Raw genomic sequence first — 26,265 nt, 5'->3', positions numbered from 1 at the left:
AGAGGCAGCAAGGCAGTTGCGTTAGATAAGTATAAACATAGAGCTACATTGAATCTGTCTATTCTCAAGGTTCTAATTTGCTCTCATGTTAAAGGTGGTTTTTCCAATACCCACATTAAACTTAGAAGTAAAAACTCCTTTCAGTACCAAGATAGTTTTTTAGTAGGTTGGTCGAGTAGTGGAGGCTTACATACATTAGAATCGGCAAGTCCTCGGCGTGATTTTCCTTTAACAACTGAGCGCTTACAACAGTTTAACGTAGAGGAACTATTTCAAAAACTAACTTATTTATCGAATAAAGTTTCCAAGAATGAATTGGAACAAGCTATTGAAAAATCACTCTACTGGTTCAGTGAGGCGCAATCTGATGGATGTCTAGCTTCTTCATTTCTTAAACTATGGTCATGCTTGGAATGCTTTTTTACCATTACGACTGATGAAATAACAGAACGAAATGCCAAAGGAATTGCCTCATTATTTATGTATGGGGACTTAAATATGCAGTTGGTAGATATCGATGAACTTCAAAGTTATGATTCGTTGAAAACCACTATAAAGAGATATTATAAACTCCGTTCAGGAGTAGCTCATCGTGCAGAATATCAAAAAATAAATGAACACATGGCTATTCTACTATCGTATATTGTGAGCAGTATAATTCTATCTGCTTCATGTTTGGCATGCCGAGGGTATGAATCACTAGAACGTCTTGCCTTTGAAAGTGAGCGTTTGGACAAGATTGCTCATACTAGCGACAAATAAAATTAGTCGAATACCGATTTTACGACCGCTTATGTCACAAAGCGGTCACCTCTTAAATTAGAATTTTTGCCTATTGTACAAAACACAAAAAAGCGAGCCAAATGGCTCGCTTTAAAACTCTATCTAGTTATAACAGTAAAGCTGTAAAACCAACCTACCCCTCAATGTAACTCTCTATACTAGGGCAAGAACAAATCAAATTACGGTCACCGAACACATCATCGATGCGGTTAACCGAAGGCCAGAATTTGTTTTTCGCTACGCTGGCGACTGGGTAAGCCGCTGTGTGGCGATCGTAGCTGCGATCCCAGTTGGCGTCACAGATATCGTCTAGGGTGTGCGGTGCGTTGTGTAATGGGTTGTCTGTTGCGCTCCACTCACCTGTTTCTACTTTTGCTGCCTCTGCGCGTATGCATACCATGGCTTCGATGAAGCGGTCTAGTTCGACTTTGGCTTCTGACTCTGTTGGCTCGATCATCAGCGTGCCCGCTACTGGAAAGCTCATAGTCGGTGCGTGGAAGCCGTAATCGTTAAGGCGTTTAGCGATATCGACTTCGGTTACGCCTGATGCCTCTTTAATGGGACGCAAGTCGATAATACATTCGTGCGCTACGCGGCCATTTCGCCCGCGATACAATACGTTGTAGTGGCCGTCTAGCTTATTGGCGATGTAGTTGGCGTTTAAAATTGCTACTTCGGTCGCCTTTTTGAGCCCAGCGCTACCCATCATTTTTATGTACATGTAGCTGATAGGCAAAATAGACGCACTGCCCCATGGCGCTGCGGATACCGCACCATTGCCGGCACTGGTGTTGCCTGTGTCGATCACTTTATGGTTCGGTAAGAACGGCGCTAAATGCGATTTAACCCCGATTGGCCCCATACCTGGGCCGCCGCCACCGTGTGGAATACAAAACGTTTTGTGCAAGTTCAAATGAGATACGTCAGAGCCAATGTAGCCAGGTGAGGTAATGCCTACCTGCGCGTTCATATTCGCGCCATCTAGGTAAACCTGCCCACCAAATTCGTGCACTATGTCGCACATTTCTTTGATGGTTTCTTCGTATACGCCGTGGGTAGATGGGTAGGTGATCATGGCGCAAGACAGGTTGTCGGCAACTTCTGCGGCTTTCTTGCGTAAATCAGCTAAGTCGACGTTGCCGTTTTTATCACAGTTCACCACCACCACTTTCAAGCTAACCATTTGCGCTGACGCTGGGTTAGTACCGTGTGCTGAGCTTGGGATAAGGCAAATATTACGATGCCCTTCGTTACGGCTTTCATGGTAACGCTGAATAGCGATAAGGCCTGCATACTCACCTTGTGCACCTGAGTTAGGTTGCATTGAAAGCGCATCGTAGCCTGTGATGTCTAGCAACCATTCGCTTAATTCGCTGAGCATTTGGCTGTAGCCTTGTGCTTGTTCGATAGGCGCGAACGGGTGCAATTTACCAAACTCAGGCCAGGTTACTGGGATCATCTCAGCGGTGGCGTTCAGTTTCATGGTGCATGAGCCAAGGCTTATCATCGAGTGATTAAGCGCTAAGTCTTTGTCTTCTAATGATTTGATGTAACGCAGCATTTCGGTTTCTGACTGGTAGCTGTTGAACACTTCGTGGGTCAAAATGTCGCTGGTGCGCACTAAATCAGCCGGAATGGACTGACTACCCTTAGCCACAATTTGCTGGTCGAGTAAGTTAATGTCGATGCCGTGGCCATCGCCTAGCAATACGTTAAACAGGTTTTGTAGGTCATCACGGGTGGTGGTTTCATCTAGGCTGATACCCACGACGCCGTCTAAATCACTACGTAAATTCATTTGCGCGGCATGAGCTGCAGCCACAATCGCGTCTTTTTTATCGCCCACGTTAACAGTGATGGTATCGAACCACGTGTTATTCACTAGGCTCACGCCTTTGTCGGCATGCTGCGAAATACCGGCAGCAAGAATGTCAGCAAAGCGGTGAATGCGTGAAGCAATTGTTTTTAGGCCGTCAGGACCGTGATACACAGCGTAGAACGATGCCATATTTGCTAGTAACACCTGAGCAGTACAAATGTTTGAGTTGGCCTTTTCACGGCGGATGTGCTGCTCGCGGGTTTGTAGCGCCATGCGCAATGCTGGGCGACCGCGCGTGTCTTTTGACACACCAATAATACGCCCGGGAAGTGAGCGTTTATAAGCATCGCGCGTCGCGAAAAAGGCGGCGTGTGGGCCGCCGTACCCCATAGGTACGCCAAAGCGCTGAGCCGAGCCAAGTACTACGTCAGCACCCATTTCACTTGGCGCTTTAAGTAATACCAAGCTCATGATATCAGCCGATACCGCCACTATACCTTTGTTTGCTTGTACTTGGGCGATGATGTCGGTTAGGTCATTTACTGCCCCTGTGGTGCCTGGGTATTGTAACAAGGCACCGAACACATCGTGATTAGCCGCTTCATCTGCTTTACCTACAATCACGTCAAAGCCGAACATATCAGCACGGGTTTGAATAACATCAAAGGTTTGTGGGTGCACATCGTCGGCCACAAAAAATAGGTTTGATTTTTTGTTTTTCGATACGCGTTTAGCAAGGCCCATGGCCTCAGCTGCGGCGGTGGCTTCATCTAGCAAGGAAGCAGAGGCAAGCTCCATTCCGGTTAAATCAATGGTCACTTGCTGAAAATTAAGCAACGCTTGTAAACGCCCTTGAGCGATTTCCGGCTGATACGGCGTATACGCTGTGTACCAACCTGGGTTTTCAAGCACGTTACGTAAAATAACGTTCGGGGTTAGGGTATCGCTGTAACCCATACCAATGTATGAACGGTTTACTTGGTTCTTGCTGGCCACGGTTTTCAAATAGGCCAAGGCTTGTGCCTCAGTTTGGCTTTCACCCACGCTTAGGCTTTCTGGCAAACGAATACCTTCAGGTACGGTTTGCTGCATTAAATCATCTAAGGAGCCGGCACCGACAAACTCCAACATGTCAGCCATTTCAGCTTCACTTGGGCCAATATGGCGGCGAATAAAATCTTGCGTTTGCTCTAACTGCGAAAGGGAAAAATTAGCATGTGGCATAACTGGCTTACCGATTCCTTAAAACGTGAGTGGCTTAAATCAAAGCAAACATCTTTGATTTAAGTAAAAATTAGGTGATTCAAGAGGCAGTGCTGCGCCAAAGTTGCCAATGGCAAAACAAGTACACTGCGGTGAAATATGAACAACAACGAAACTTGAGCACTGCGTTTAACAAAGGCGTAAAACCAAAGTTCAAAGCCTTGTTCTAAGCAAGCTTTCAAACCAAGCACTTAATAAAAAGAGCAACACTAGGTTGCTCTTTACATTAACGAATGCTTATTCTTCTTCGATGCTGTTTTGGTAACCTTCAGCGTCAAGCAGGCCTTCAACTTCGTCTGCATCATCTGCTTTGATGCGGAACAACCAACCGTCGCCATAAGGGTCAGAGTTAACTAGCTCTGGGCTGTCTTCTAGGTCTTCATTTACGCCAACAATTTCACCGCCGATTGGCGCGTAAACGTCTGATGCCGCTTTAACGGATTCCGCAACCGCGATGTCGTCGCCCGCACTAACCGTAGCGCCAACGTCTGGTAGCTCAACAAATACCATATCGCCCAAAAGCTCTTGGGCATGCTCGCTGATACCGACAGTAAAGGTACCGTCGCCTTCAGGGCGAACCCATTCGTGAGTAGTGGCATAACGTAGATCTGAAGGGATATTGCTCATAGTTGTTCCTAAATATTGAAGTCGTTAGCTCAAGCTCGGCAGCAACAAAGCACTGCCGCGCCAGTTGATTTTTTATAAAACGCTTTTGCCATTTCGCACAAAGCTAGGTTTAACCACATTTACTGTAACCCACTTTTTACGCATTTCCACCTGTGCAGTTTCACCGACAGACGCAGGTACGCGCGCCATGGCAATACTGTGACCAAGTGTTGGGGAAAACGTACCAGAGGTGATAACGCCCTCGCCGCCTTCAACTTTAACGGCTTGACCGTGACGAAGCACGCCTTTTTCAGTGAGCACCAAGCCTACTAGTTTGTCTGTACCAGCCGCTTTTTGTGCCTCCAGGGCTTTACGGCCTACAAAGTTGCGCTCTGCTGGCTCCCACGTGATGGTCCAGCCCATGTTTGCTGCAAGGGGTGAAATGGTTTCGTCCATGTCTTGGCCGTATAGGTTCATGCCTGCTTCTAAGCGCAGGGTATCGCGCGCGCCTAAACCACAAGGGGCCACGCCTGCATCTAATAGCTTTTGCCAAAAGTCAGCGGCTTGCTCGTTAGGCACCATGATTTCGTAGCCTGCTTCGCCTGTGTAACCTGTGGTAGCGATAAACAAATCTTCAGCTTGCACACCGAAAAACGGCTTCATACCTGCTACGGCTTCGTTTTGAGCGGATGAGAACAAGCCAGCGGCTTTCTCTTTGGCTTGTGGGCCTTGAACGGCGATCATGGCGAACTCTGGGCGTTCGGTAATGGTCACGTCAAAGCCTTCAGCTTGGGCGTTTAACCAATCCATGTCTTTTTGGCGCGTGGCTGAGTTAACCACTAAGCGGTAATTGGTGGTTTCAAAGTGATACACAATCAAGTCATCTACCACGCCGCCTTCTTCGTTGAGCATACCGCTGTAAAGGGCCTTGCCGCGCTCTTTCAATTTAGCCACGTCGTTGGCTAATAAATGACGAAGGTAGTTTTGTGCTTGCTCGCCAACCACATCAACTATTGTCATGTGAGATACGTCAAACATACCGGCAGTGCGGCGCACAGCGTGATGCTCTTCTATTTGTGAGCCGTAGTTGATCGGCATTTCCCAGCCGTGGAAATCAACCATTTTAGCGCCTGATTCAAGGTGCTTACTGTGCAAAACCGTTTTATTTGGCATGTGACTTATCTTTTTGATTAACGTGATTGCCAGTATAGGTAGCTGATTTGGTCACAACAAATTGAAAATATTAATGCTTACATTAACATTACTTATCTATACAATTAGTTTCATCAGGTTAGCTAATCTATATGGCGAAAAATGAAGCAACTTTCTTTGGATAACTTACGCACTTTCGTGACCGTGGTTGATTTGGGCGGTTACGCTAAAGCGGGGGAATACCTTGGGCGCTCGCAACCCGCCATTAGCTTGCAAATAAAACGTTTGGAATCACAGCTCAATAAACGCTTGTTTAGTAAAGCTGGGCAGCGCCATGAAGTAAATCACGACGGCCTAAATTTGTACCATCAAGCGAAGAACATGCTGGCGATCAATGATGAAATATTTCGCCAGTTTGAGCCTGCATCGATTCGCGGGCGACTGCGTTTAGGGATACCCAGCGAGTTTGCCACCACGTTATTGCCCAGCATTGTGGGTGAATTCAGTAAGTTATACCCAGATGTGTCGTTAGAGGTGACCTCAGCTTTGAGCAAGTCGTTACTCAGTGAAAACCAGCGCCAAGACTTTGATTTGATCATGGCATTGTTGCCCCATAACCAAACTGTTGACGGTGAATTACTGCTGGACGATGACTTAGTGTGGGTTGGCAATCGAAATCAAAACTTTACCAATAGCACCTTAAGTTTGGTGCTCGCGCCTGATGGCTGCATGTATCGCAGCCGTGTTATTCAGGCATTAAAACAGCAAACTACTCAATGGCGTATTACCTACACCAACGCAGATCTCGCAGGTATTACCGCTGCGATAAACCAAGGGCTGGGCATAACCGCTCTGGCCCGAAGTAGTGTGCCGAAAGAGTTGAATATTATTCGCCATGAAATGCTGCCTGATCTAGGCAAAATTCGCATTGCGCTATTTAATCAAGCCCAGCGCTATTGGCAAGCAAGTGACAAGTTATCGGAGTTTATAAAATCGCGTTTAGGTGAAATGTAATCAGCGAAAATTCGGGGGGCTTGAATACGGGTTCAGATAAGGGTTTAGGTTTAGATCAAGTTAAAAGCATGAATAAGCAACGAAGCGTAGAGGAGTTGTATTGGCAAACAAAGCCTGCACTGACTGCTGAATAGTGCGGGTTTGTTGATGTCAATCGCTCGCAAAAAATGCTTTCAGATAAGAGATTGTCTAAATAGGAATGCTACCGAGCGTTAGGTCAGCAGTTTAAAATCAGAGGCAAAACGTTTAGATAATATAAAAACGTTTACGCCCCAGAGCGCAATAAAAACATACCAACACAAGCTAGTAACAACACTACTGAAAAAACCTCGCGGTTATATTTTCCATGGTAATAAGCTTTACGACGATCTTTTAACGCCTGATAAACGCCTGATAAACGCCTGACTCATCGTGCTCTGGTTTTCGGTTGTACATATCGTATTTCATCATATCACCCTTAGCTGTATTACCTTATCGGCAAGGCGGTTAAAATATTCAACGTCCTTGCTGACTAACGTATACCTCTTCAACATATTGGATAATATAATACCCTTTTAGTTCAATTTCCTCTTTTTTTACGAAATATTAACAACTTAACGTGATGAATAGTTCTAAAACGGACTAAGGGTTGACCGTTTTAGGCACTAATTCACCATGAAAAATAGGATCTACATTAAGGCGTGTTAATCTTTTCTGTTCATTTTTGCAGCGGTTATTTTACTCACCGTTTAGCGAAAGCTAATCGTCAGACTTTAAACGCACGTAGGTTCTGTATTTCTTTTTAAGCAGCTTATCGATGTAGCGAGTTAACTTGATTTTGTGGCTAATGGCATCATCTAGAGCATCTGTCAGCTCTGTGAGCATCGCTTTGTAATAAGTGACGTCTTTTAATCCATCGGGTTTAGCTTCCCCCGAGGCTGGTGCAGGTGCAGCGTGCTGGGCATCACTTGGCGCCTGCTCTGGCGCTGGTTCTTCTGGCACCTTGTTCTCTGGTAGAAACATTTCATCGGCGACTTCTTTCACTACCGCTTCTACGGCATCTTCGTCAAATGTTTCAAGCTCTTCAAGGAATCCATACAGTAAGATGCGGTCCATCAGGGTATTGATTTTACGCGGCACCCCACGGGTAAACACAAATATTTTACTGTAGGCATCGCTTGAGAATAACGTATTGCCGCTATAGCCAGCGTGATGCAATCGATACTCTATATAGGCTTGGCACTCGTTTTCTGTTAACGGCGATAAATGACATGAGGCCACAATACGCTGACGAAACTGTTCCATATTCGGCGCGCGTAATATGGGTTGTAATTCTTCTTGGCCCAATAGAAAACTTTGCAGTAGCGGCTTGCCGTTCTTTTGATAATTCGACAGCATGCGCAATTCTTCGATGGTCTCTAAGGGCAAGTTTTGTGCTTCGTCCACCAGCAATAAGGCACGTTTGCCTTGTTGGTGTAACTGAGTAAGGAAGAGTTCTAAGTCCCCCAAAATGTCAGATTTAGTGCTGCCTTTGACCGGAATTTCAAATTTACTGGCGACCATTTTCACTAGTTCGTCAGGGGTCAATTTTGGCGTGACTATTTGCGCGGCCACAATGCCGGCTTCCATGGCATCCAGTAAGCTATTGGCAATGGTGGTTTTACCTGTGCCGATGTCACCTGTGATAACGATAAACCCTTCAGCTTGTGACAAACCGTATTGTAGATACGACATAGCTCGCTTATGCCATTTACTAGCAAAAAAGAAGCTAGGGTCTGGCGTGAGCTGAAAAGGCTTTGAATTTAATCCGTAATAATTTTCGTACATAAAAGCGCTGGGTCCGTTGGGCAAATCGCACTAGCAAATATCGTCTAAGCTTAAGCTATCAGGGTAAGACTTAGCAACGCCTATACAGATAAACGCTTAGAAAGTTATCCGCCTGGCATTAAAATGGTGCCAGCCAATGCGGTCAGCACACGATGGAAAGCTAAACACGGTTGTTAAACACGGTTGCTACACCACATAATAATAAATCGAGAAAAAGTGGCAAATACACCCAGCTGTCACAAACACATGCCATATCGGATGGGTGTAACGAATTTTCTTCGCCACATAAAAGATTACACCTATGCTGTAGCACAAGCCGCCAGCAATCAGTAACCAAAGCCCTTCCGTTGGTAGCGACATATACAAAGGGTAAATAAAGAAGACTGCTAACCAGCCCATTAATAGATACGTTGCGACAGATATTTTCGGGAAGCGCCCAGCCGCCAAACACTTAAAGCCAACACCGATAGCTGCTAAGCCCCATATGAGCGAGATACCAACAACCCCCACCCAGCCGCCAACGGCAAGCAACATAAAGGGTGTATAGGTGCCAGCAATTAACAAGTAAATAGCACTGTGATCAATCACTTTTAACACTGACTTCGTTTTGGGATTCGAAAATGCGTGATACAAAGTAGAAGAGAGAAACATCGCTATCATCGATGCCCCATAAATTACCGAAGCCACTTGAGCCAAGGTATCAGCGGCGCGAGACAATAAGAACACCAATCCAACGATTGACGCGATACACCCTATGCCATGGCTGAGTGCATTTAGCCACTCTTCCACTATTGTGTATGGCTTTAGATGGATTGTTGGTGGCACCTGTGATTGCATGCAAAAACCTTTAGCGTTAAATGACCAAACAATAGTAGTGTTTCAGCGAACACTTGTACACTGAAGAGTCTGCTAGAGGTCATTTAGTTCAAATATCCCGGCGCTATGGCCAAATTATCCACTTTGTTTAAGGTAAAGCGATTCTGCAACCACAGCTGATATTCTGCCCCTTCAAGTACACCACGCTCGGTGCAATCAACGTTCCAGCGCCTAAGCAGATACCCGGCCATAGCGGCCCGAACACTGATCAACAGCTGGCTATTCTCCATGCCGTAATCCATTTCAATCGCGGTGGCATATTTGACATTTTTAGGGTGAGGCACAAGTTGCAGAGGAATGAGGCGCTGCCATTCTTGGTCAGCCGATGCCTGTTCGTCCTCTTTGCCAGCTTCTTTTATCGTTACTTTGCTGATACGGGTTAACACAAAATCTCGAAAACTTTGGCTTTTACGATCGAAGGCGCGTACGTGCCAGCGCAGACCATTATCGACAATAGAGTGCGGTACTAACTCTCTGGCACCTGAGCCACTAGAAAGCGAGGTATATATCACACTGACTGCTTTTTTGTTCAAAATGGCTTGCACCAAACGCGCAACAATAAAAATATTCGGTACGTTGAGGTTTGATGGCGACTCTACTGGGTAGTGCACATCCCCTATTCCATCAAACCCATCAGATATGTCGTTTGCCATTTTCACTAACGTACGCGTGGCATCATGCTCAAAAACTGGCTGGAACTGCTCGGTTTGCACATAGCGTTTTTCAATACTGTGATAGCGCATATTCTTCGGGGCAAGTTCTTTGTAAATATTAAAATCGCGAGAGCCTGCGGACAAACCCACTTCGAATCGGCTGATAAGATCTTGGCGATAAATCGCGCCTTTAAAAAGTAAACAAAAATCGATGTAAGCAAGTCGTTGTTTTTGGGCAAAACCGAGTGTGTCTAACATTTTTAAACTCTAACAGAAGCAATAACAAAGGCCAGGCAGTGTGGTTTATTCTCGCTCGGTTGTAAAGCAATCACATTTATTAGTCATAGGTTAGAGCGAGGTTAAATATTCAGCCAGCGTGTGACACTTTAGATTGATTTACTTTGCCCTGTGCAATGTGCAATGTGCTTGTGCTTGTCCTTCATTCTTTGTGCCACACGGCTTGTTTTTGTTTTATGGTTGGAGTTTATATGTGAAACTTTAATATTTTCACATACAGGATGTTATACGCGACGTGCAACCTTGGTTTCTGTACATCATTGAAAACAAATATCAGCATTATTACACTGGTATTTGTAAGGACTTGAGCAAGCGTTTTGTTCAGCATAGTAGTAGCGGCCCGCTGTGCGCAAAAGCCTTACGAGGTAAAGGCCCACTGAAGATGATTTACGCCGTTGAGTTAGTTGATCACTCTGATGCATTAAAAATGGAACTGTGGGTTAAAAAACTCACGAAAGCGAAAAAAGTACAGTTAGTCAGCGGTAAGTTGCTTAGCCCGTTTGCGACAGAGGCTGCGCCAGTCGCGACCGCTGGTACGACTGAGTGTTAGCGTTTATATTAGCCGAAAAGTGATGTCGTCATTTCGCCAATTCGTCATTACTGCTCCCCAAATAGGCCCTTTGCATGCAAAATCTTCAACAAATATCTCCTTTTCCTCAAGCACTTTTGGCCATAGGGGAACGCCATTGGCAGGCCCTGTCAGAGCGCGATTTATTTGAAGCCCAATGGCAAGCGCATAAAGCGCAACTATGTCGCGTATTCGGTCTAAGCGACTTTGTTGCGCGTCAATGTATTCAGCATCCGAGGTTCGTGGGCGAGTTGCTTGCATTGCTCGATCACAATAGCCAACAACCAAATTACTCCGCATTGCTTGATGCTGCGTTAGGTGAAGTCACCAGTGAAGAGCAGTTGCATAAAACATTACGCTTGTTTCGCCATTTGCATATGGCGCTTATCACATGGGCCGATGTGACTAACACCCAAACCATTGAAGAATCACTCAAGCGCGTTTCTGCTTTATCTCAAGCGCTTATCGTACACGCCAGCCTATGGCTGAAAAATGATTTGTCAAAACGCTTCGGTTTACCCATGGGGAATTTGGGCGAGCAACCTATGTACATCATTGGCATGGGTAAACTCGGTGGTCGTGAACTTAATTTTTCATCAGACATTGATTTGATTTTTACCTATCCCGAACAAGGCATGACCCAAGGTGGGCGTAAGTCCGTCGAGCATCAACAATTCTTTACCAAACTAGCGCAAAAACTGATTACAGCACTGCATCAAATTACTGTAGATGGCCAAGTGTATCGGGTCGATATGCGTCTGCGTCCTTTTGGTGAAAGTGGCCCACTGGTTATGCACTTTGCCGCTATGGAAGATTACTACCAAGAGCAAGGCCGAGAATGGGAACGCTACGCCATGGTGAAAGGCCGAATTCTAAACCCGGACGCCACTTACTACCCAGAAATTGCCGACATACTTAGGCCGTTTATTTATCGCCGCTATTTGGACTACAGCGCCTTAGATTCATTACGCAAAATGAAAGCGATGATCAAAAAAGAAGTACGCAGGCGTCAGCTGAGCAATAACATCAAGCTTGGCCAGGGGGGTATTCGTGAAGCGGAATTTGTTGTGCAAAGTTTGCAACTTATTCGTGGCGGCCGCGAACCTGCACTGCAAGAGCAAGGGTTGCTGCACAATCTGCAGGTCCTGATTGACATGGAAATATTGCCCGAAGACGACGCCAACGCATTGAAAAACAGCTATTTATGGCTGCGCAAGGTAGAGCACTGCTTACAGCAATTTGATGACAAGCAAACCCAAGTCCTTCCTGATAATGATATTGATGAGTTGCGCTTGGTTACCATACTCGGGCTGAAAGATTATTCTCAATTTACCGAGCAGCTACTGGAGCATACACAGCTTATTCATGAACAATTCCTATTGTTAATTGGTGAAGATGCCGCGCCTGAACTAGTGAAAGACGATGACATTCTTTCACCCTTAGAGGACTTATGGTTATTACCATTAGCACCTGAAGAGCAGTTGGAAATACTCAGTGCATGGCTTGATTCTGAGCAAGCCCAAACATTTAATATATCACTTGTGGCCTTTGGTAATAACTTAAGTGCGAGTCGCATAGGCCAGCGCGGTGAAAACATTTTAAACAAACTCATACCTCAGTTGTTGTTGGTCATTTTACAGCAAACACCAGAGGCGGCGAGTCAAAGCTTGGATCGCTGCTTGCAGGTCTTCCGCGCTATTTATGGCCGTACAGCCTACCTAGATTTATTGTTTGAAAACCAAGGGGCATTAAAGCAATTGGTGAGCTTATGTTCAGCCAGCCCCTGGGTAACTGACCAGATCAGCCGCTTTCCGCTGCTTCTGGATGAATTGCTTAATCCTGCTCAGTTAGTTAACCCAACAGAGTTGACCGAATATAGCGCTGAACTTAGATTGGCCATGCTGCGCATTGATGAAACAGACCTAGAGCAGCAAATGGAAGCCTTACGCCAATTTAAATTGTGCCAGCAGCTGAAAATTGCCGCCGCGGATATTACAGGTGCTATGCCTGTGATGAAGGTGAGCGACCATCTTACCTACCTAGCCCAAAGTATTATAAGGCAAGTGGTTAATTTGGCGTGGCAACAAATGACCGAAAAATACGGTGAACCAGATTACGCAGATGCCCCTAATGAACAACACGATATGCTTAGTCGCGGTTTTGCTGTAATTGGTTATGGTAAATTAGGGGGATATGAGCTCGGGTATGGCTCTGATCTGGATTTGGTCTTTCTACATAATTGCACCAGCAGAGCGCCAACTGACGGTCCAAAAGCCATAGAATCTGGGTTGTTTTATCTCAAACTCGCCCAACGAATTTTACACCTATTCAATACCAAAACGGCCTCGGGTCAGCTTTATGAAGTTGATATGCGATTGCGCCCGTCCGGCAGTGCAGGTTTGTTGGTTTGCCATATCGATGGATTTCGCGAGTACCAAAATCAAACAGCGTGGACATGGGAACATCAAGCCCTCACCCGCGCTCGCTTTATCGTGGGTAGCCCGAGCCTCGCCCAGGAGTTTTCGGTGGTGCGCCATCAAATACTAGCGCAAAAACGTGACCGCGCATCATTGCAAGAAAGTGTTGCCCAAATGCGCGAGAAAATGCGCAAGCATTTGGGCTCATCAACTAAGCTAGGGTTTGATTTAAAACAAGATTTCGGTGGTATCGCCGACATCGAATTTATTGTGCAATATTTTGTGTTGGCTTATGCCTGTGAATTTCCTGGGCTGACCAAATGGCCTGACAACGTAAGGATTTTGCAACAACTGCAATCAAGTGGGTTATTAAGCGATGAAGATACTCAGTTACTCAACGACGCCTATTTAACCTATCGCAATACTAACCACAGGTTAGTACTTCAACAAGCTGAACAAGCGCCTGACGCCACTGAGTTTAGTGATTTACGCGATGGGGTTAGTCGAATTTGGCAGCAAGTATTTGTGAAACAAGAATAGGTTTGACGAATTAACCTACGACTTTGCAGTTCTCTTGCAAATACTTGCTGTTAACGGCGGTAATGACCAAAGAGCGCTGCTTTGGGCATACATAGGTTTTGACGGTTCCATCGAAATTGCTATCAATCGCTCGGCCGATTTCGTCTAAGCTTCCGACGATAGAGTTGTCAATTTGAAACGGATGCTTGATGATAAAATCTCGGTTAAGCTCCCAGATCACCTGCATCCCTTCAGATTGCGCATAAGAAATGATGCTATCTCGCAGGGTACTACCTGCTTTAAATGAACGATGCTTATACTCCCCGACCCAATTGGCAGGTAACGGTTTTTGTAAGCTTTCCATCTTTTTCAAGCGGTCCGCTAGCGGCGTATCAGATATATTCACCACATTAACGAAATCACCGATGCTTTCTTCTCTGGGATGGCGAGACGACAGGCGATACTCAGCGTAAAAATCAGTCATGTTTTGCGACACGGATTTTGGCCCCTCCCCCCCTTCAGGAATGGGGGCATTCACGTTTATCTGCTGTAGCACAATCACAAAGACAGCAATCAATATGAGCGCCAGCGCCAACAACGCGTGGCGCCACCATACAAATGACTGAGATTCACTAGGATTGTATTTCATGGATACCTTGTTGCTCACATCGCCTACTTATTAAAACTGTACTTGATTGAATGTACGCTAGAATTAAACCGCAACGTGCCCAGCGGGATATTAGTCATAAAGCGACGGGTCACTTTTGTTAGGACGCGTTTTAAACCGTTTATGCATCCACAAATATTGTTCGGGTGCTTCTAAAACGAGTGACTCAACCATTTTATTCATTCGCGCTACATCTTCTTTATCGTCACCAGAGGGAAAATTCTCCAGCCCTGGGACCACTTTAATTTTGTAACCGCTGGCCGTTTTGATCGGCGCAAGAAATACGGTCTCACAATTCGCTTCTTTTGCAAATAATAAAGAGCCTGTTGTGGTGGCTGCTTTTTCTACCGCGAAAAAGGGAGCAAATTCACATTTAGTGCGGCCGTAATCTTGGTCTGGCAAGTAAAAGCACACTTCCCCCTCGTTCAACGCTTGAATCAGCCCGCGTACATCTCGCTTGTGTATCATATATTTGTTTGAGCGGTTTCTGCCGTGATATTGCATGTATTCCATTAACGGGTTGTTATGTCTGCGATAAAAGGCTACAGATGGGTTTCGAAGGCCCGCCACACGCACGGCAAATTCTAAGTTCATATTATGGATAGCATAAGCCAACACACCTTTGCCCTTGGCCAAGATAGCGTCGATATGTTCGTATCCTTCAAACTCACTCATTTTTTCGATACGCCAAGTCGGCCACCACCACCCCATGCTGGCCTCAAGGATCGCCATGCCGGCGTTGTCTAGATTAGCATCAAGTATTTTTTGACGTGCGGCTGGAGTGTAATCGGGAAAACACAGGGCTAAATTGCGCTTTGCAATCAGCACTCGCTTTTTGGCAAACAGTTTCAGCAGCTTTCCTAGCCCTTTGCCAATGTAAGTTTGTAAGCGATAAGGTAGCCAGGATATTGCGTACAAAATCAATATACCAAGCCAAGTTAACCAGAACTTCGGGTGAAAAAAAGCGAGCTTAAACTTGGGGGCTTCAACGAAAGACTGACTCAAAGTCGGCTCCGGGGTATCAAAAAAGGTCGGCTATTGTAATCGACTAAAGATTGATTGCTAGGGGCTGATTCGAGTTTAAAATACTGTATATAGACCAAAGTTTGTGCACCAAAGATAAACAGCGCCTATTTAACTGGGTATATATTTTCATTTACTTTACTCTATATACATTGAAATGGACTTAGTTTGGCGTTTGCCTGCACCGCTAAGAAATATGTCCAAACTTAAAGAAAACCGTAGAACTTTAATTATTCGGAACATACATGTCACGACTCAACCTGCTAGATGCCTACTATTGTGGATTAGAAGCCGTAAGTAGCGCGACACTGCACATAACCAAAGATCAACTCGTATTGTTTGCAAATGAAGCTGCTTGCGCTCTGTTTGGGCTAGACGGTGAGTCGCTTACCAATATGCCGGTCGATCAGTTATTGGAGAATTTTTACTCTAGCAATGACCATGCATTGGATAATAATCTGTTCTACTCAGAAGCCAAAGGCAGTAAGCTGCTTGACGGCATATTCAAATGTACACTTTCAAACGGCGAATACCGCATTGCACAGGCCAGTGTTAAATCCGTTAATTGGCTTGATGATGACCCCTCATATGTCGTGACGATCGACCCAGATAATGTTCGCCCTCCTTCAGGTAATGAAATTTACGACATCATTCACCGCATTAACGTGGCCACTACTGTGGCCCAAATTGGCATTTGGGAGTTCAACCTTGATGAGCAAAAACTCATTTGGGACGATCAAATGTATGAACTATATGGTTACAACCCCAGTGACTTTAGCGGCAAATTAAGCCAATGGAGTGAGTTGCTTCATCCTGACGACAAAGAGGAAGCACTGAGTGCCTTAAATCATTCTCTAACCAAGATTGCCAAACTTGATATTGCCTTTCGTATTGTTACCCCCTGCGGCGAAACACGGCACATGCGCGCTTTTGCTAGGCCATTGCGCAGCCCAACGGGAAATGTAGCAAAGATTATCGGGGTCAATTACGACATCGGAGCACAGAAGCAACACCAGCAATGGTTAGAGAATGGTTTACAAAGCAATGAGCTGTTCATCAAGGTTTTACGAGAAACCGACAATGCGGTCATTATCACAGATGAGAACGTCAAAATTAAATGGGTTAACCCGGGCTTCACTCGTATCACTGGATATTATCTAGAGGAAATTTTAGGTAAAAACCCAGGCCATTTATTGCAAGGATCCCAAAGCAGTTCTGACAAAATTGCCATCATGCGTAGCGCCGTAGCACAGCGGGAACGATTCAATGTTGAGATTCTCAACTATCGCAAAGACGGCGAATATATTTGGCTGAAAATCAATAGTCATCCCATTTACGTGGGGGGTAAGTTTAACGGTTTCATTGCCATACAAAGCGATATCACCGAGCAGAAAAATGCAGAGTTAGCACTGCTCAAAGCAAACAAATTTCAAAAAGCCATACTTGATAGTGCTCACCTGCTAATAATTTCATGTGATGCCAAAGGCAAAATACTGACTTGCAATCAAACTGCAGAAAAAGTATTGGATTACACTAAAGCTGAGCTCAAACAAAACGGCAATATTCAGCAGTTTATGCTGCAAAACGAACTCGTTGATTTCATGGACGCCAGTGCACAGACGCAAGGTTCGCCACTAGACGCTCTCTTCTACTTAGCCTCTCAAGGGCAAGTAGATGAAAACCAATGGACATTAGTGACTAAAAACAATGTCAAAGTTCCCATGGAGGTCACTGTTACCGGGATAATATCTCCCGACAATCAGCTAGACCGTTACTTACTTGTTGCTCGAGATATTAGCCAAATTAAACAATTTGAAAAAGAGCGCCGCCAACAACAGGACTTACTTGAAACCACAGGTGAAATGGCTAATTTGGGTGGCTGGGCGTTAAACCTTGAGACCAATGAAGTAACATGGTCTGACCAAGTTTACCGTATTCACGAATTACCGATCGGTTCGGATGTCGATCTCACCAGCGCGATGAATTTTTACCCTAAGGATGTACGCCCTTTAGTGCAAAAAGCCATAGATAACTCTATCGCTGCCGGCGGTAAGTGGGATTTGCAAGTTCCCTTTATTACGGCCAAAGGTAAGCATATTTGGGTACGAGCTGTAGGCTATGCAGAATATCAAAATGGTCTTCCTGTGGTATTAAGAGGTGCGTTTCAAGATATTACCGAAATGAAAAAAGCCGAAGAGCAAGCCAAAGAAGCAAGCCGCGCCAAAAGCGAATTTTTAGCTAACATGAGCCATGAAATACGCACCCCTATTAACGGTATTGTAGGCATGAACGACTTGCTGTTAGCCACTGAATTAACCCACAAACAGCGCCATTTTGCTGAACTGGTGCACAGTAGTAGTGAGTCTTTGTTGTTGCTGATCAACGATATTTTAGACTTTTCTAAAATTGAGGCAGGGAAATTAAGTATAGAATCAATCTATTTCGATCTGCATCTGCTACTGGGGAATATTATTGACACCTTCGCTAGCCGTGCGCAGCAAAAAGGGCTTGAGCTAGTATTTGATTTGCATATGGATGTACCCCAGTGGATAACTAGCGATCCCGGGCGGATACGGCAAATTTTGAATAACCTGTTGGGTAATGCAATTAAATTTACTCACCACGGCGAAGTGATTTTGCGAGTTGCTCTAGAGGGAGAGAATCAACTCAAATTCTTCGTGCAAGATACTGGGATTGGTATTCACGAAGATAATCAAAAAGCCTTGTTTTCTAAGTTTATGCAGGTTGATTCTTCGACCACTCGCCACTTTGGTGGCACAGGCCTTGGGTTGGCTATCAGTAAACAGCTGAGTGAACTTTTAGGTGGCTCAGTAGGTGTATCTAGCGAGTGGCAACAAGGCTCTACTTTTTGGTTTACCATAGCGCCTGAAGCGTTGAACGATAACCCAGTCCAATTTAGTCCACTGTTTCCTGACCGTGAGACGCCGCTGCAAGTATTGTTGGTGGATGACAACCCCACATTAAGCACAGTTTTACATCAGTGGCTCTCTGCGAATAACATGGTGGTGCAAAACGCTGTAAATGCATCAGGCGCATTAAAAGCACTGAGGCAGTCGCATTTAAAAACGACAAAAATAGACGTCGCGTTGATTGATAGTAATTTGTCTGGCATTAATGGGATTGAACTTACCAAAGCAATCCGTAGCAATGACCTATTTGCCAAGTTACATATTATACTAATGACTCCCCACGATTGGCTTGAAAAGGGCACATCAAGCCAATTGGCTAGCCCAGTCAGCTATGTAGCGAAACCGCTTAAGCCAGAGACTCTCAGGGGAGCGTTCACTGGAGCGATAGAAAACGGCGCTAAAACGAAGCTCATTACGTCCCTCCCCGAGACCAAGCTACTCAATAAGAATCGCCAAGCGCCACATATTCTGCTGGTAGAAGATAACTTTATTAACCAACAAGTGGTTATCGAAATGCTTAAAAAGCTGCAGTGTAGTGTACAAGTGGCTGAGAACGGCCAAGAGGCAATTCACACTTTAGAAGAATCAGAAGTAAAGTTTGATGCGATATTGATGGATTGCCAAATGCCCATCATGGACGGCTACGAGGCAAGTCGTACCATTCGTAAAAGTCAGCACATTAATTACACGTCAACGTTACCTATTATTGCTTTAACAGCCAATGCTATGAAAGGTGATAAAGAAGCATGCTTAGCCGCTGGCATGAATGCTTATTTGACCAAGCCAATCGTGCTAGCCGAGCTTAGAGCTGAGCTTATCAAGTGGCTTGCCTAACAGCATATGTTGCACCATGGCCTAATAATCGTTGGCTATGGCGTTTAGTTTCTTTTCAAACTGCTGCATGTGTTCATCTTTTTCATAGTCAAAATGATACTGATTATGAAAACCGAAGCGAAGTTTTACTTGCTGGTCTTCCATAAAGATGGTGTAGCCATCGTAATCGCTAAATGCAGTAATGCCACCAAGGAAATAGCCGTCTCCTTTCTTTTCTCCGTTTTCACGAATTTTTTCGAATATTGATAGAATAAATTTACTGTCCATTTCGTTTTTCATGTTGTCGCCTTTCGTTGCTTATTCAGGGTATTTGCATTCTTAACATACGAGGTTTGCAATAATTACGCCCAATTAAAATAGATAAACACATACCCACAAAATGTTTGAACCCACTTCTCCAAACGCACTGTACCTATAGTCATGCGGGCAAAATTGAGCTTTATCAATATATCGGTTACAAATTTATTAACCCATTACTAAGTTATATAAGGCGTGTGATTAACGTAAAAATGGGACGGTGCAACGAAAAAGTCACTCACCGAGTGATACAAAAAAGCCACTGGGTAAAACAGTGGCTTGCAAGTTTGTATCGGCGGAAGTTCAGTTTAGCAACGCACTAATCAACTAGCGCTTGGTATGCCATATTTTTGAAGTCTTTATTGTAGGAGAAGAAACTTGAAGGCATTAATTGGGTCATGGCGATGACGATCATTTGCTCTTCTGGGTCAATTCTAAAATAAGTTGAAGCCGCGCCAGCCCAGCCATAGTCACCTTTAGAGCCCATTGTATTCGCGCCTTGTTCATCAACCGTAACTGACATGGCTAAGCCATACCCTTCTCCTGTAGATGATGGCTCAAACGGGATCAAGTCTGCTGGTAAGTGATTGGTGCGCATGTATTCTACGGTTTTGCGACCCAGAATACGCTCTCCTTTATACTCGCCTCCATTTAACAGCATTTGAGTGAATGTGTAATAGTCTTCGATGGTTGACACTAAACCACCGCCACCCGACTCGATTTCAGGGGCAGACAAGTAATCACCCAGAGGTTCATTCTCCATAGGAACAGTTTGGCCTTGCTGATTGATGACATAAATTTGCGCTAAACGATCTTGCTTACTTTTCGGCACATAAAACCCTGTGTCAGTCATCTTTAGAGGCTTAAAGATATGTTGTTCGAAGTACTCGCCCAAGGTTTGCCCCGACAGGCGCTCAACTAAAACACCTATGATGTCGGTGCCTATGCTGTAATTCCACTTCGTTCCAGGTTGATGATTAAGGGGTAACTTAGCGACCTCTTTAAGCAAGTCTTCACGTTTTGTCTCACCGGAAAAAAGTGCCGACTGTTGATACAACTTATCCACTGGGCTTTGACTAAAGCCGTAGCTGAAACCGGCAGAATGGGTGAACAACTGCTTTATGGTCATCACCTTGTTGGTATCTTCAAGGACCATATTCTCACCGTCCATTCCGGCGAACACTTTCAGGTTTGCCAGCTCTGGTAAGTACTTACTGACTGGATCGTCCATCTGAAATTGACCTTGCTCCCACAAAGTCAAAGCGGCAACGGCAGTAATGGGTTTTGTCATAGAGTAAATACGAAAAATCGTATCTTCTGTCATAGGCGTTTTTGCTTCACGATCTCTAAAGCCAACGCCTTCAAGGTGAACTACTTTGCCTTTTCGCGCGACTAAGGTGAGCGTACCAGCGAGCTTTTGCTCATCGACAAAGGCTTGCATCGCGGGCTCGATACGCTCCAAACGTGCTTCTGACATACCGACTCTTTTCGGGTTAGTGGTGCGGATATCAGCAAATGCACTGTGTGCAAGTAAGGTACTGGTTACGCAGGCGAGTAGAAATTGATTGGTTTTTTTCATGTATGACCTGTTCTTATATTGTGAGTCAGTTAAGAACTCTAGGATATATCATACTAATGTGACAAATCATCAGAGATACCAATAAGACATCATCACCGTAGCCAATGTATTACAGTTAATTGGATTTATCAGCGACCCACGTATTGCCATGGCCTGAGCAAGTCATTTACTCAGTATTGCGTTTCTGCTCGCTGCCTTGTTCTGGTTTTGCAGTTATGTGCTCAGCTGCTTTTAACCCACATGCCATCATCATTTTTGTGAAAAGACTGCTTCACAGCGGCCCAAGCCACCTTATGGGAAACTTCTTCTCGACCTTGCTTGCCACGCCTATCATCTGGGTCTTTGTATTCATCCCAAGCATTATTAAAAGCGGCGAGATAAATATCTTGGGCATGGGGGGGCAACACATTTTGTACACTTTCGGGGAGGTCTTTATGGGAATCGTATGGCATGGGATGATCCTTCCTATTGTCACGGTTCAAAACGAGGATGAAGCAAGAAGGATTCCGATAATTTAGCGTTTTTCAGTGATGAGCCGTGAAGTGTGCCAATAGCTAATATGCGGGGTATGGTATTAAAAGATCACAAGAAACCTAGCTCAATACCCGCTTACTGTTTGGGTAAAGAACACATCAGAGTTGAAAAATTTACAAAGGATTATTTACCGCGAACAGCATTGATTATTTTGCTCGCTAGCGTGACCACAAGCAAAACTAAACCACCAGCAATAATTCCCACAACGCCATCTGCTACCACAGGTAAAATACTAGCCAGCGCACCGCCCTGCTCAGTAACTGGTTGCAATATATCCCCAACAATATGATGGATGAAAGGTACGCTGTGCACCACAATCCCGCCGCCCACAAGAAACATGGCTGCAGTACCAATAATAGCTAAGCTTTTCATCAGCATAGGTGCAATAATTAGCAAGCTTCGGCCGATGAAACGCTGAATGGTATTGAACGAGCCAGAAACTGATTTACGCAGCATGTACAAACCCACGTCATCAAGTTTCACGATCCCAGCAACCAAACCGTAAACCCCAATCGTGATTGCAATCGCAAGAGCCGAGACGACTGCTATTTGGGTAGTGAGCGGTTGGTCTTGTACTGTGCCTAATACGATCACTACAATTTCTGCCGATAGGATAAAATCCGTACGAATGGCCCCTTTAATCTTGTCTTTCTCAAGGGCGACCAAATCGACTTTAGGATCGGCGATAGCATTTAATTGAGCTTGATGCTCTGCTTCTCTTTCTTCTTCACTGTGTAGCCATTTGTGGGCGACTTTCTCGAAGCCTTCAAAACAAAGGTACAAACCACCAATCACCAGCAACACAATAATAAGCCAAGGAAGAAACGCGCTTATCAATAACGCAGAGGGCACCAAAATCAACTTATTTAAGAACGAGCCTTTCGCCACAGCCCACACTACGGGGAGTTCACGTTCGGCTTTGACTCCAGAGACCTGCTCGGCATTTAAGGCCAGGTCGTCGCCTAACACGCCGGCTGTTTTCTTGGCAGCCACTTTTGATAACACGGCTACATCATCAAGAATGGTAGCGATGTCATCAATCAATGCGAGTAGGTTTGCAGCGGCCATACTTGGCTCCTAAAAATAAATCGAAAAAATAAGGTCAGTGTAAATTGCTTACGCTAATCACCGATATGCAGCGGTTTAGCGATATCCACTTGGTGAGTCAACATAGCACTGAGGGGGATTAACTGTACATTGTCTTGGGCTAACGTTGGTAGCCTTTTTTTCAAGTAGGCAATCGTTTGCATATGAGGGTGACCAATCGCCAGAGAGCGCCCGTATTTACGCGCTCTTTTAATCAATATATTAAACTGTCGCTCTATTTTTGCTTCGGATAACTCGTTATCCAAAAATACATGCCGGCGCAGTGCTGGCACCTTTGTTTGTTTGGCAATAGCTTCTGCTTGAGTCAATGCAGTTGTGCGACTGTCGACAAAAATGAGCCCGTGACGATGAAGGTAGCTCATGGTGGTACGCATTGGGGTTTCCAACTGTGTTAAACGACTCCCCATATGATTATTCAATCCCAGTGCGTTGGGCACACTGGCAAACGCATCGTTTAAGGTTTGCACAATTCGTTTGTCACTCATACTGGCTAACAATACGTTTGATTCTTGCTTGATACCCGCCATTGATTCCATTGGCATGTGCAGTAGGAATTCTCGGTGTTGCTCCTGCGCCATCAGGGCGTATTTTTGGCTTAGATGTTTGTGGGGCAAAATCGAAATAGCAACGCTAATGGGTAACCCAAAGGCTGCTGCATCTCGATGACTGTTGTTGCCAACGTCGTCAATGATAATAGCGATCTGCGCGCTTAGCGCCGCCGAAACAGGGAGCAGAGTCAGTAAGGCCGATATACACCAGAAACGGAATGAAAAGTTCAGCATATAGCCAGAGCCCCCATTATAGCTTGATCCATTGCGTGGGGTTAACAGGATCGCCCTTGTAGCGAATTTCAAAATATAAGTTAGGTGAGGTTTGCCCGCCGCTTTGACCAACAAGCGCAATGGGCTCACCAGCCGCCACTGTATCACCGGCCTGATGCAATAAAGCTTGATTGTGGCCATATAAGCTCATGTAGCCATTACCGTGATCTAACACAGTAACCAGACCAAAGCCCCGTAACCAATCAGCGTACAGTACTTTACCGTGATGAATTGCAATAACATTACTGCCTGCGTTACCTTCAACAATAATGCCTTTCCAGCGTATCTGCCCCTCACGCTTTGTACCGAATAATTTGCGTACTCGGCCATCTGCTGGTTTCAGCAACTTGCCTTTTAGTTTGGCTAAACCGTCAAAGCTGGTCGGTTTCTGGGCTGCCAAGCGCTCCGCTTCAGCGATGGCTTTTCGTAGATTTTGCTCATTTGCTTGCAGCTCTTCAATTTTGGCAGCATCGCTTTCAATTGCAGACTGTAATTTGCTTAACGTCTGCTTGCGGCTTTTTTGCCCTTGATTGAGCGTGGCCTGTTGCGCTTGCTGGCGATCGAGTAGGTTTTGTAGGCTGTCTTGCTTTTCAATTAAGGTTAGATTGACTTGCGTCAGCTCTTTACCCAGTAGCAGAAACTCGTCAATCAATTCGCGACGTGCTTCATTCAGGTATTGATAATAGGTGATGGTGCGCTCGAACTTGCCCGGGTTTTCTTGGTTAAGTAGCATTTTGGCGTAGTCATGGTTGCCAGTCATAAACGCGCTACGAATTTGCTTGGCTAGCACATCTTGTTGCTGGGCTAACTTTTGCTGAATATCACTTTGGCGTTTTTTGAGCTTTTTTTGCTCTTGCTGATTGCCCTTAAGCGCTTGCTCAGTGGCATTAAGTGCTGTCGCCGCTTTGGCGATCTTCAGTTCAATTTTCTTTAAATCAGATTGCAGATTTTTGGCTTTTGCTAACTGCTGGGCAACTTGTTGCTGCTTTTGCTTTATCTGTTTTTGCAGTGCTTGTAGTTCATCCTTGGACTGGCCGTAGGTATAAATTGGTAACAAGCAAACAAACAAAAAGCACCATAAGCATGGTGCTTTTGTTTTTTTCAACCATAACAACAATGGTAGCAAGAGAATTACTTAGCCAGAGTGACTATAGGTTTGCCGGTCATTTCTGCGGGTTGTTCCATGCCCATTAAATGCAACATGGTAGGTGCAACATCACTTAAAGTACCGCCTGAACGGGCCGTGGTTTTTTGCCCTACATGCCAAAATGGTACAAGTTCACTGGTATGCGCCGTGTGCGCCTGCCCGGTGGTTTCATCGGCCATTTTCTCGGCATTACCATGATCGGCTGTGATTAAACAGTCACCGCCGACTTTTTCGATGGCTTCAACAACACGGCCAATACAGGTATCAACCGCTTCACATGCTTTAACCGCAGCGTCGAAGTTACCTGTGTGCCCCACCATATCACCGTTAGGGTAATTACAAATGATTGCATCAAACTTGCCTGACTCAATGGCTTCAACCAGTTTGTCAGTCAGTTCAGTTGAGTTCATTTCAGGTTGTAAATCATAAGTCGCGACTTTTGGTGACGGGATCAATATACGCTCTTCGCCTTCGTATAAATCCTCTTTGCCCCCACTGTAGAAAAACGTTACGTGGGCAAACTTTTCAGTTTCCGAAATACGTAACTGGGTCTTACCGTGATTGGCTAACCATTCACCCATCACATTTACCAAAGCAACCGGCGGATATGCCGCTGGTGCATCAATGCTTTCTGCATACTGCGTAAGCATCACGAATGCACTTAAATCGATGTGTTCACCCTTGTCGAAATCGCTGAAATCTTTTTCCACAAATGGACGGCTAATTTCACGGGCGCGATCGGCTCTGAAATTCATAAATACCAAGGCATCACCATCTTCAATTGGCGCAGCATCACCAATAACAGTAGGTTGCATAAACTCATCATTTTCATCGCGGCTATAAGAATTTTCTAGCCCTTCGATAGCGCTGGCTACGTTAAATGCGCCTTCGCCTTTGGCGATAACCTTATATGCTTTTTCAACGCGATCCCAACGTGAATCACGATCCATCGCGTAGTAACGGCCAACCAGAGTGGCGGTTTTACCTACGCCCAGTTCTTCGAATACTTTGTCGGCAGCTTCAAGTGGTGCTTTGGCGCTGCGCGGCGGTGTGTCGCGACCATCTAAGAAGGCATGCAAGAATATTTTCTTCGCACCGCGCTTAGCAGCCAGTTTAATCATGGCGAAAATATGGTCTTGGTGACTGTGAACGCCACCCGGCGAAAGAAGCCCCATGATGTGCACGGCTTTGTCTTGTTTGATGGCTTTATCAACGTTACTCACCAAAACCTCGTTCTCGAAAAAATCCCCGTCTTCAATGGCTTTCGTTACGCGAGTAAAATCTTGATATACCACGCGACCGGCACCTAAATTAACGTGACCCACCTCAGAGTTCCCCATTTGCCCAGCTGGCAAACCTACATCCATACCGGATGCGGATATTAAGGTATTGGTAGTTTCTTTGGTTAAGCGGTCAAGCACGGGAGTCTTCGCATGGGCGATAGCGTTATTGCTGGTATCTTCTCTGTGACCCCAGCCGTCCATAATAATAAGGGCTACCGTTTTTTTGCCTTGGCTCATGTTTGTCTCCGCTAAATAAGATTGTAAATATTA

Annotated in this window: 20 protein-coding genes; 5 read left to right on the top strand and 15 right to left on the bottom strand. The window is 45.2% G+C overall.

Annotation, left to right across the window (positions count from 1 at the left end; translation table 11 throughout):
• A partial coding sequence (locus tag GMES_RS22580) for a HEPN domain-containing protein (protein WP_161601912.1) occupies positions 1–762 on the top strand: 762 nt, incomplete at its 5' end.
• Between the two features lie 154 nt (positions 763–916).
• Here GMES_RS22580 and gcvP read toward each other — a convergent pair.
• The 3 genes from gcvP to gcvT all read right to left on the bottom strand — a co-directional run bounded on the left by gcvP (position 917) and on the right by gcvT (position 5,644).
• Positions 917–3,826: an aminomethyl-transferring glycine dehydrogenase gene (gene gcvP, locus GMES_RS06505; protein ID WP_006991822.1), complete on the bottom strand. Its 2,910-nt coding sequence runs from the start codon at positions 3,824–3,826 to the stop codon at positions 917–919.
• Positions 3,827–4,102: 276 nt separating this feature from the next.
• Positions 4,103–4,492 (bottom strand): glycine cleavage system protein GcvH, encoded by a 390-nt coding sequence (gene gcvH / locus GMES_RS06500; RefSeq protein ID WP_006991820.1) that lies wholly within the window; start codon positions 4,490–4,492, stop codon positions 4,103–4,105.
• Between the two features lie 72 nt (positions 4,493–4,564).
• Positions 4,565–5,644: a glycine cleavage system aminomethyltransferase GcvT gene (gcvT, locus tag GMES_RS06495; RefSeq protein ID WP_006991819.1), complete on the bottom strand. Its 1,080-nt coding sequence runs from the start codon at positions 5,642–5,644 to the stop codon at positions 4,565–4,567.
• 141 nt (positions 5,645–5,785) lie between these two features.
• Here gcvT and GMES_RS06490 point away from each other — a divergent pair, with 141 nt between their 5' ends.
• Positions 5,786–6,637 carry a LysR family transcriptional regulator gene (locus tag GMES_RS06490; protein ID WP_006991818.1) on the top strand — a complete coding sequence of 284 codons (852 nt, stop codon included), beginning with the start codon at positions 5,786–5,788 and terminating at the stop codon, positions 6,635–6,637.
• Positions 6,638–7,375: 738 nt separating this feature from the next.
• Here the strand turns inward: GMES_RS06490 and GMES_RS06485 are convergent.
• The 3 genes from GMES_RS06485 to GMES_RS06475 form a co-directional block, all read right to left on the bottom strand.
• Entirely contained in the window at positions 7,376–8,443 is a 1,068-nt protein-coding gene (locus GMES_RS06485; protein ID WP_006991816.1) for an XrtA/PEP-CTERM system-associated ATPase, read from the bottom strand.
• Positions 8,444–8,629: 186 nt separating this feature from the next.
• Positions 8,630–9,280, bottom strand: coding sequence for a PAQR family membrane homeostasis protein TrhA (gene trhA, locus GMES_RS06480; RefSeq protein WP_006991815.1), 651 nt, complete (start codon positions 9,278–9,280; stop codon positions 8,630–8,632).
• Between the two features lie 83 nt (positions 9,281–9,363).
• On the bottom strand, positions 9,364–10,230 hold the full coding sequence (locus GMES_RS06475) for a WYL domain-containing protein (RefSeq protein WP_006991814.1): 867 nt from the start codon (positions 10,228–10,230) through the stop codon (positions 9,364–9,366).
• Positions 10,231–10,504: 274 nt separating this feature from the next.
• On the opposite strand from GMES_RS06475, the gene GMES_RS06470 reads away from it, so the two are divergent.
• Positions 10,505–10,819 (top strand): GIY-YIG nuclease family protein, encoded by a 315-nt coding sequence (locus GMES_RS06470; protein WP_006991813.1) that lies wholly within the window; start codon positions 10,505–10,507, stop codon positions 10,817–10,819.
• A 74-nt stretch (positions 10,820–10,893) separates the two neighbouring features.
• Positions 10,894–13,794: a bifunctional [glutamate--ammonia ligase]-adenylyl-L-tyrosine phosphorylase/[glutamate--ammonia-ligase] adenylyltransferase gene (gene glnE, locus GMES_RS06465; RefSeq protein WP_006991812.1), complete on the top strand. Its 2,901-nt coding sequence runs from the start codon at positions 10,894–10,896 to the stop codon at positions 13,792–13,794.
• A gap of 10 nt (positions 13,795–13,804) precedes the next feature.
• On the opposite strand, the gene GMES_RS06460 is transcribed toward glnE, so the two are convergent.
• Together GMES_RS06460 and lpxL are read right to left on the bottom strand one after the other, a co-directional pair.
• Entirely contained in the window at positions 13,805–14,422 is a 618-nt protein-coding gene (locus tag GMES_RS06460) for a toxin co-regulated pilus biosynthesis Q family protein (protein ID WP_006991811.1), read from the bottom strand.
• A 90-nt stretch (positions 14,423–14,512) separates the two neighbouring features.
• Positions 14,513–15,445 carry an LpxL/LpxP family Kdo(2)-lipid IV(A) lauroyl/palmitoleoyl acyltransferase gene (gene lpxL / locus GMES_RS06455; protein WP_006991810.1) on the bottom strand — a complete coding sequence of 311 codons (933 nt, stop codon included), beginning with the start codon at positions 15,443–15,445 and terminating at the stop codon, positions 14,513–14,515.
• A gap of 263 nt (positions 15,446–15,708) precedes the next feature.
• Here lpxL and GMES_RS06450 point away from each other — a divergent pair, with 263 nt between their 5' ends.
• Positions 15,709–19,227, top strand: a complete 3,519-nt coding sequence (locus GMES_RS06450) for a PAS domain-containing hybrid sensor histidine kinase/response regulator (protein WP_006991809.1) — start codon at positions 15,709–15,711, stop codon at positions 19,225–19,227.
• Positions 19,228–19,248: 21 nt separating this feature from the next.
• On the opposite strand, the gene GMES_RS06445 is transcribed toward GMES_RS06450, so the two are convergent.
• The 7 genes from GMES_RS06445 to gpmI form a co-directional block, all read right to left on the bottom strand.
• A complete protein-coding gene (locus GMES_RS06445; RefSeq protein ID WP_006991808.1) occupies positions 19,249–19,506 on the bottom strand; it encodes a DUF3081 domain-containing protein in 258 nt (85 codons plus the stop codon).
• 337 nt (positions 19,507–19,843) lie between these two features.
• Positions 19,844–21,103, bottom strand: coding sequence for a serine hydrolase domain-containing protein (locus tag GMES_RS06440; protein ID WP_006991807.1), 1,260 nt, complete (start codon positions 21,101–21,103; stop codon positions 19,844–19,846).
• A 221-nt stretch (positions 21,104–21,324) separates the two neighbouring features.
• A complete protein-coding gene (locus tag GMES_RS06435; RefSeq protein WP_006991806.1) occupies positions 21,325–21,555 on the bottom strand; it encodes a ChaB family protein in 231 nt (76 codons plus the stop codon).
• Between the two features lie 205 nt (positions 21,556–21,760).
• Complete coding sequence (locus GMES_RS06430; protein WP_006991805.1) at positions 21,761–22,705, bottom strand: DUF808 domain-containing protein; 945 nt, start codon at positions 22,703–22,705, stop codon at positions 21,761–21,763.
• 53 nt (positions 22,706–22,758) lie between these two features.
• Complete coding sequence (locus tag GMES_RS06425) at positions 22,759–23,526, bottom strand: divergent polysaccharide deacetylase family protein (RefSeq protein ID WP_006991804.1); 768 nt, start codon at positions 23,524–23,526, stop codon at positions 22,759–22,761.
• A 16-nt stretch (positions 23,527–23,542) separates the two neighbouring features.
• On the bottom strand, positions 23,543–24,634 hold the full coding sequence (locus GMES_RS06420) for a murein hydrolase activator EnvC family protein (RefSeq protein ID WP_006991803.1): 1,092 nt from the start codon (positions 24,632–24,634) through the stop codon (positions 23,543–23,545).
• A gap of 62 nt (positions 24,635–24,696) precedes the next feature.
• Positions 24,697–26,232 (bottom strand): 2,3-bisphosphoglycerate-independent phosphoglycerate mutase, encoded by a 1,536-nt coding sequence (gene gpmI / locus GMES_RS06415; RefSeq protein WP_006991802.1) that lies wholly within the window; start codon positions 26,230–26,232, stop codon positions 24,697–24,699.
• Between the last annotated feature and the right edge of the window lie 33 nt (positions 26,233–26,265).

The organism is Paraglaciecola mesophila KMM 241, from assembly GCF_000315015.1.
Classification (GTDB): domain Bacteria; phylum Pseudomonadota; class Gammaproteobacteria; order Enterobacterales; family Alteromonadaceae; genus Paraglaciecola; species Paraglaciecola mesophila.
This window is presented reverse-complemented; position numbering and strand designations above follow the sequence as displayed.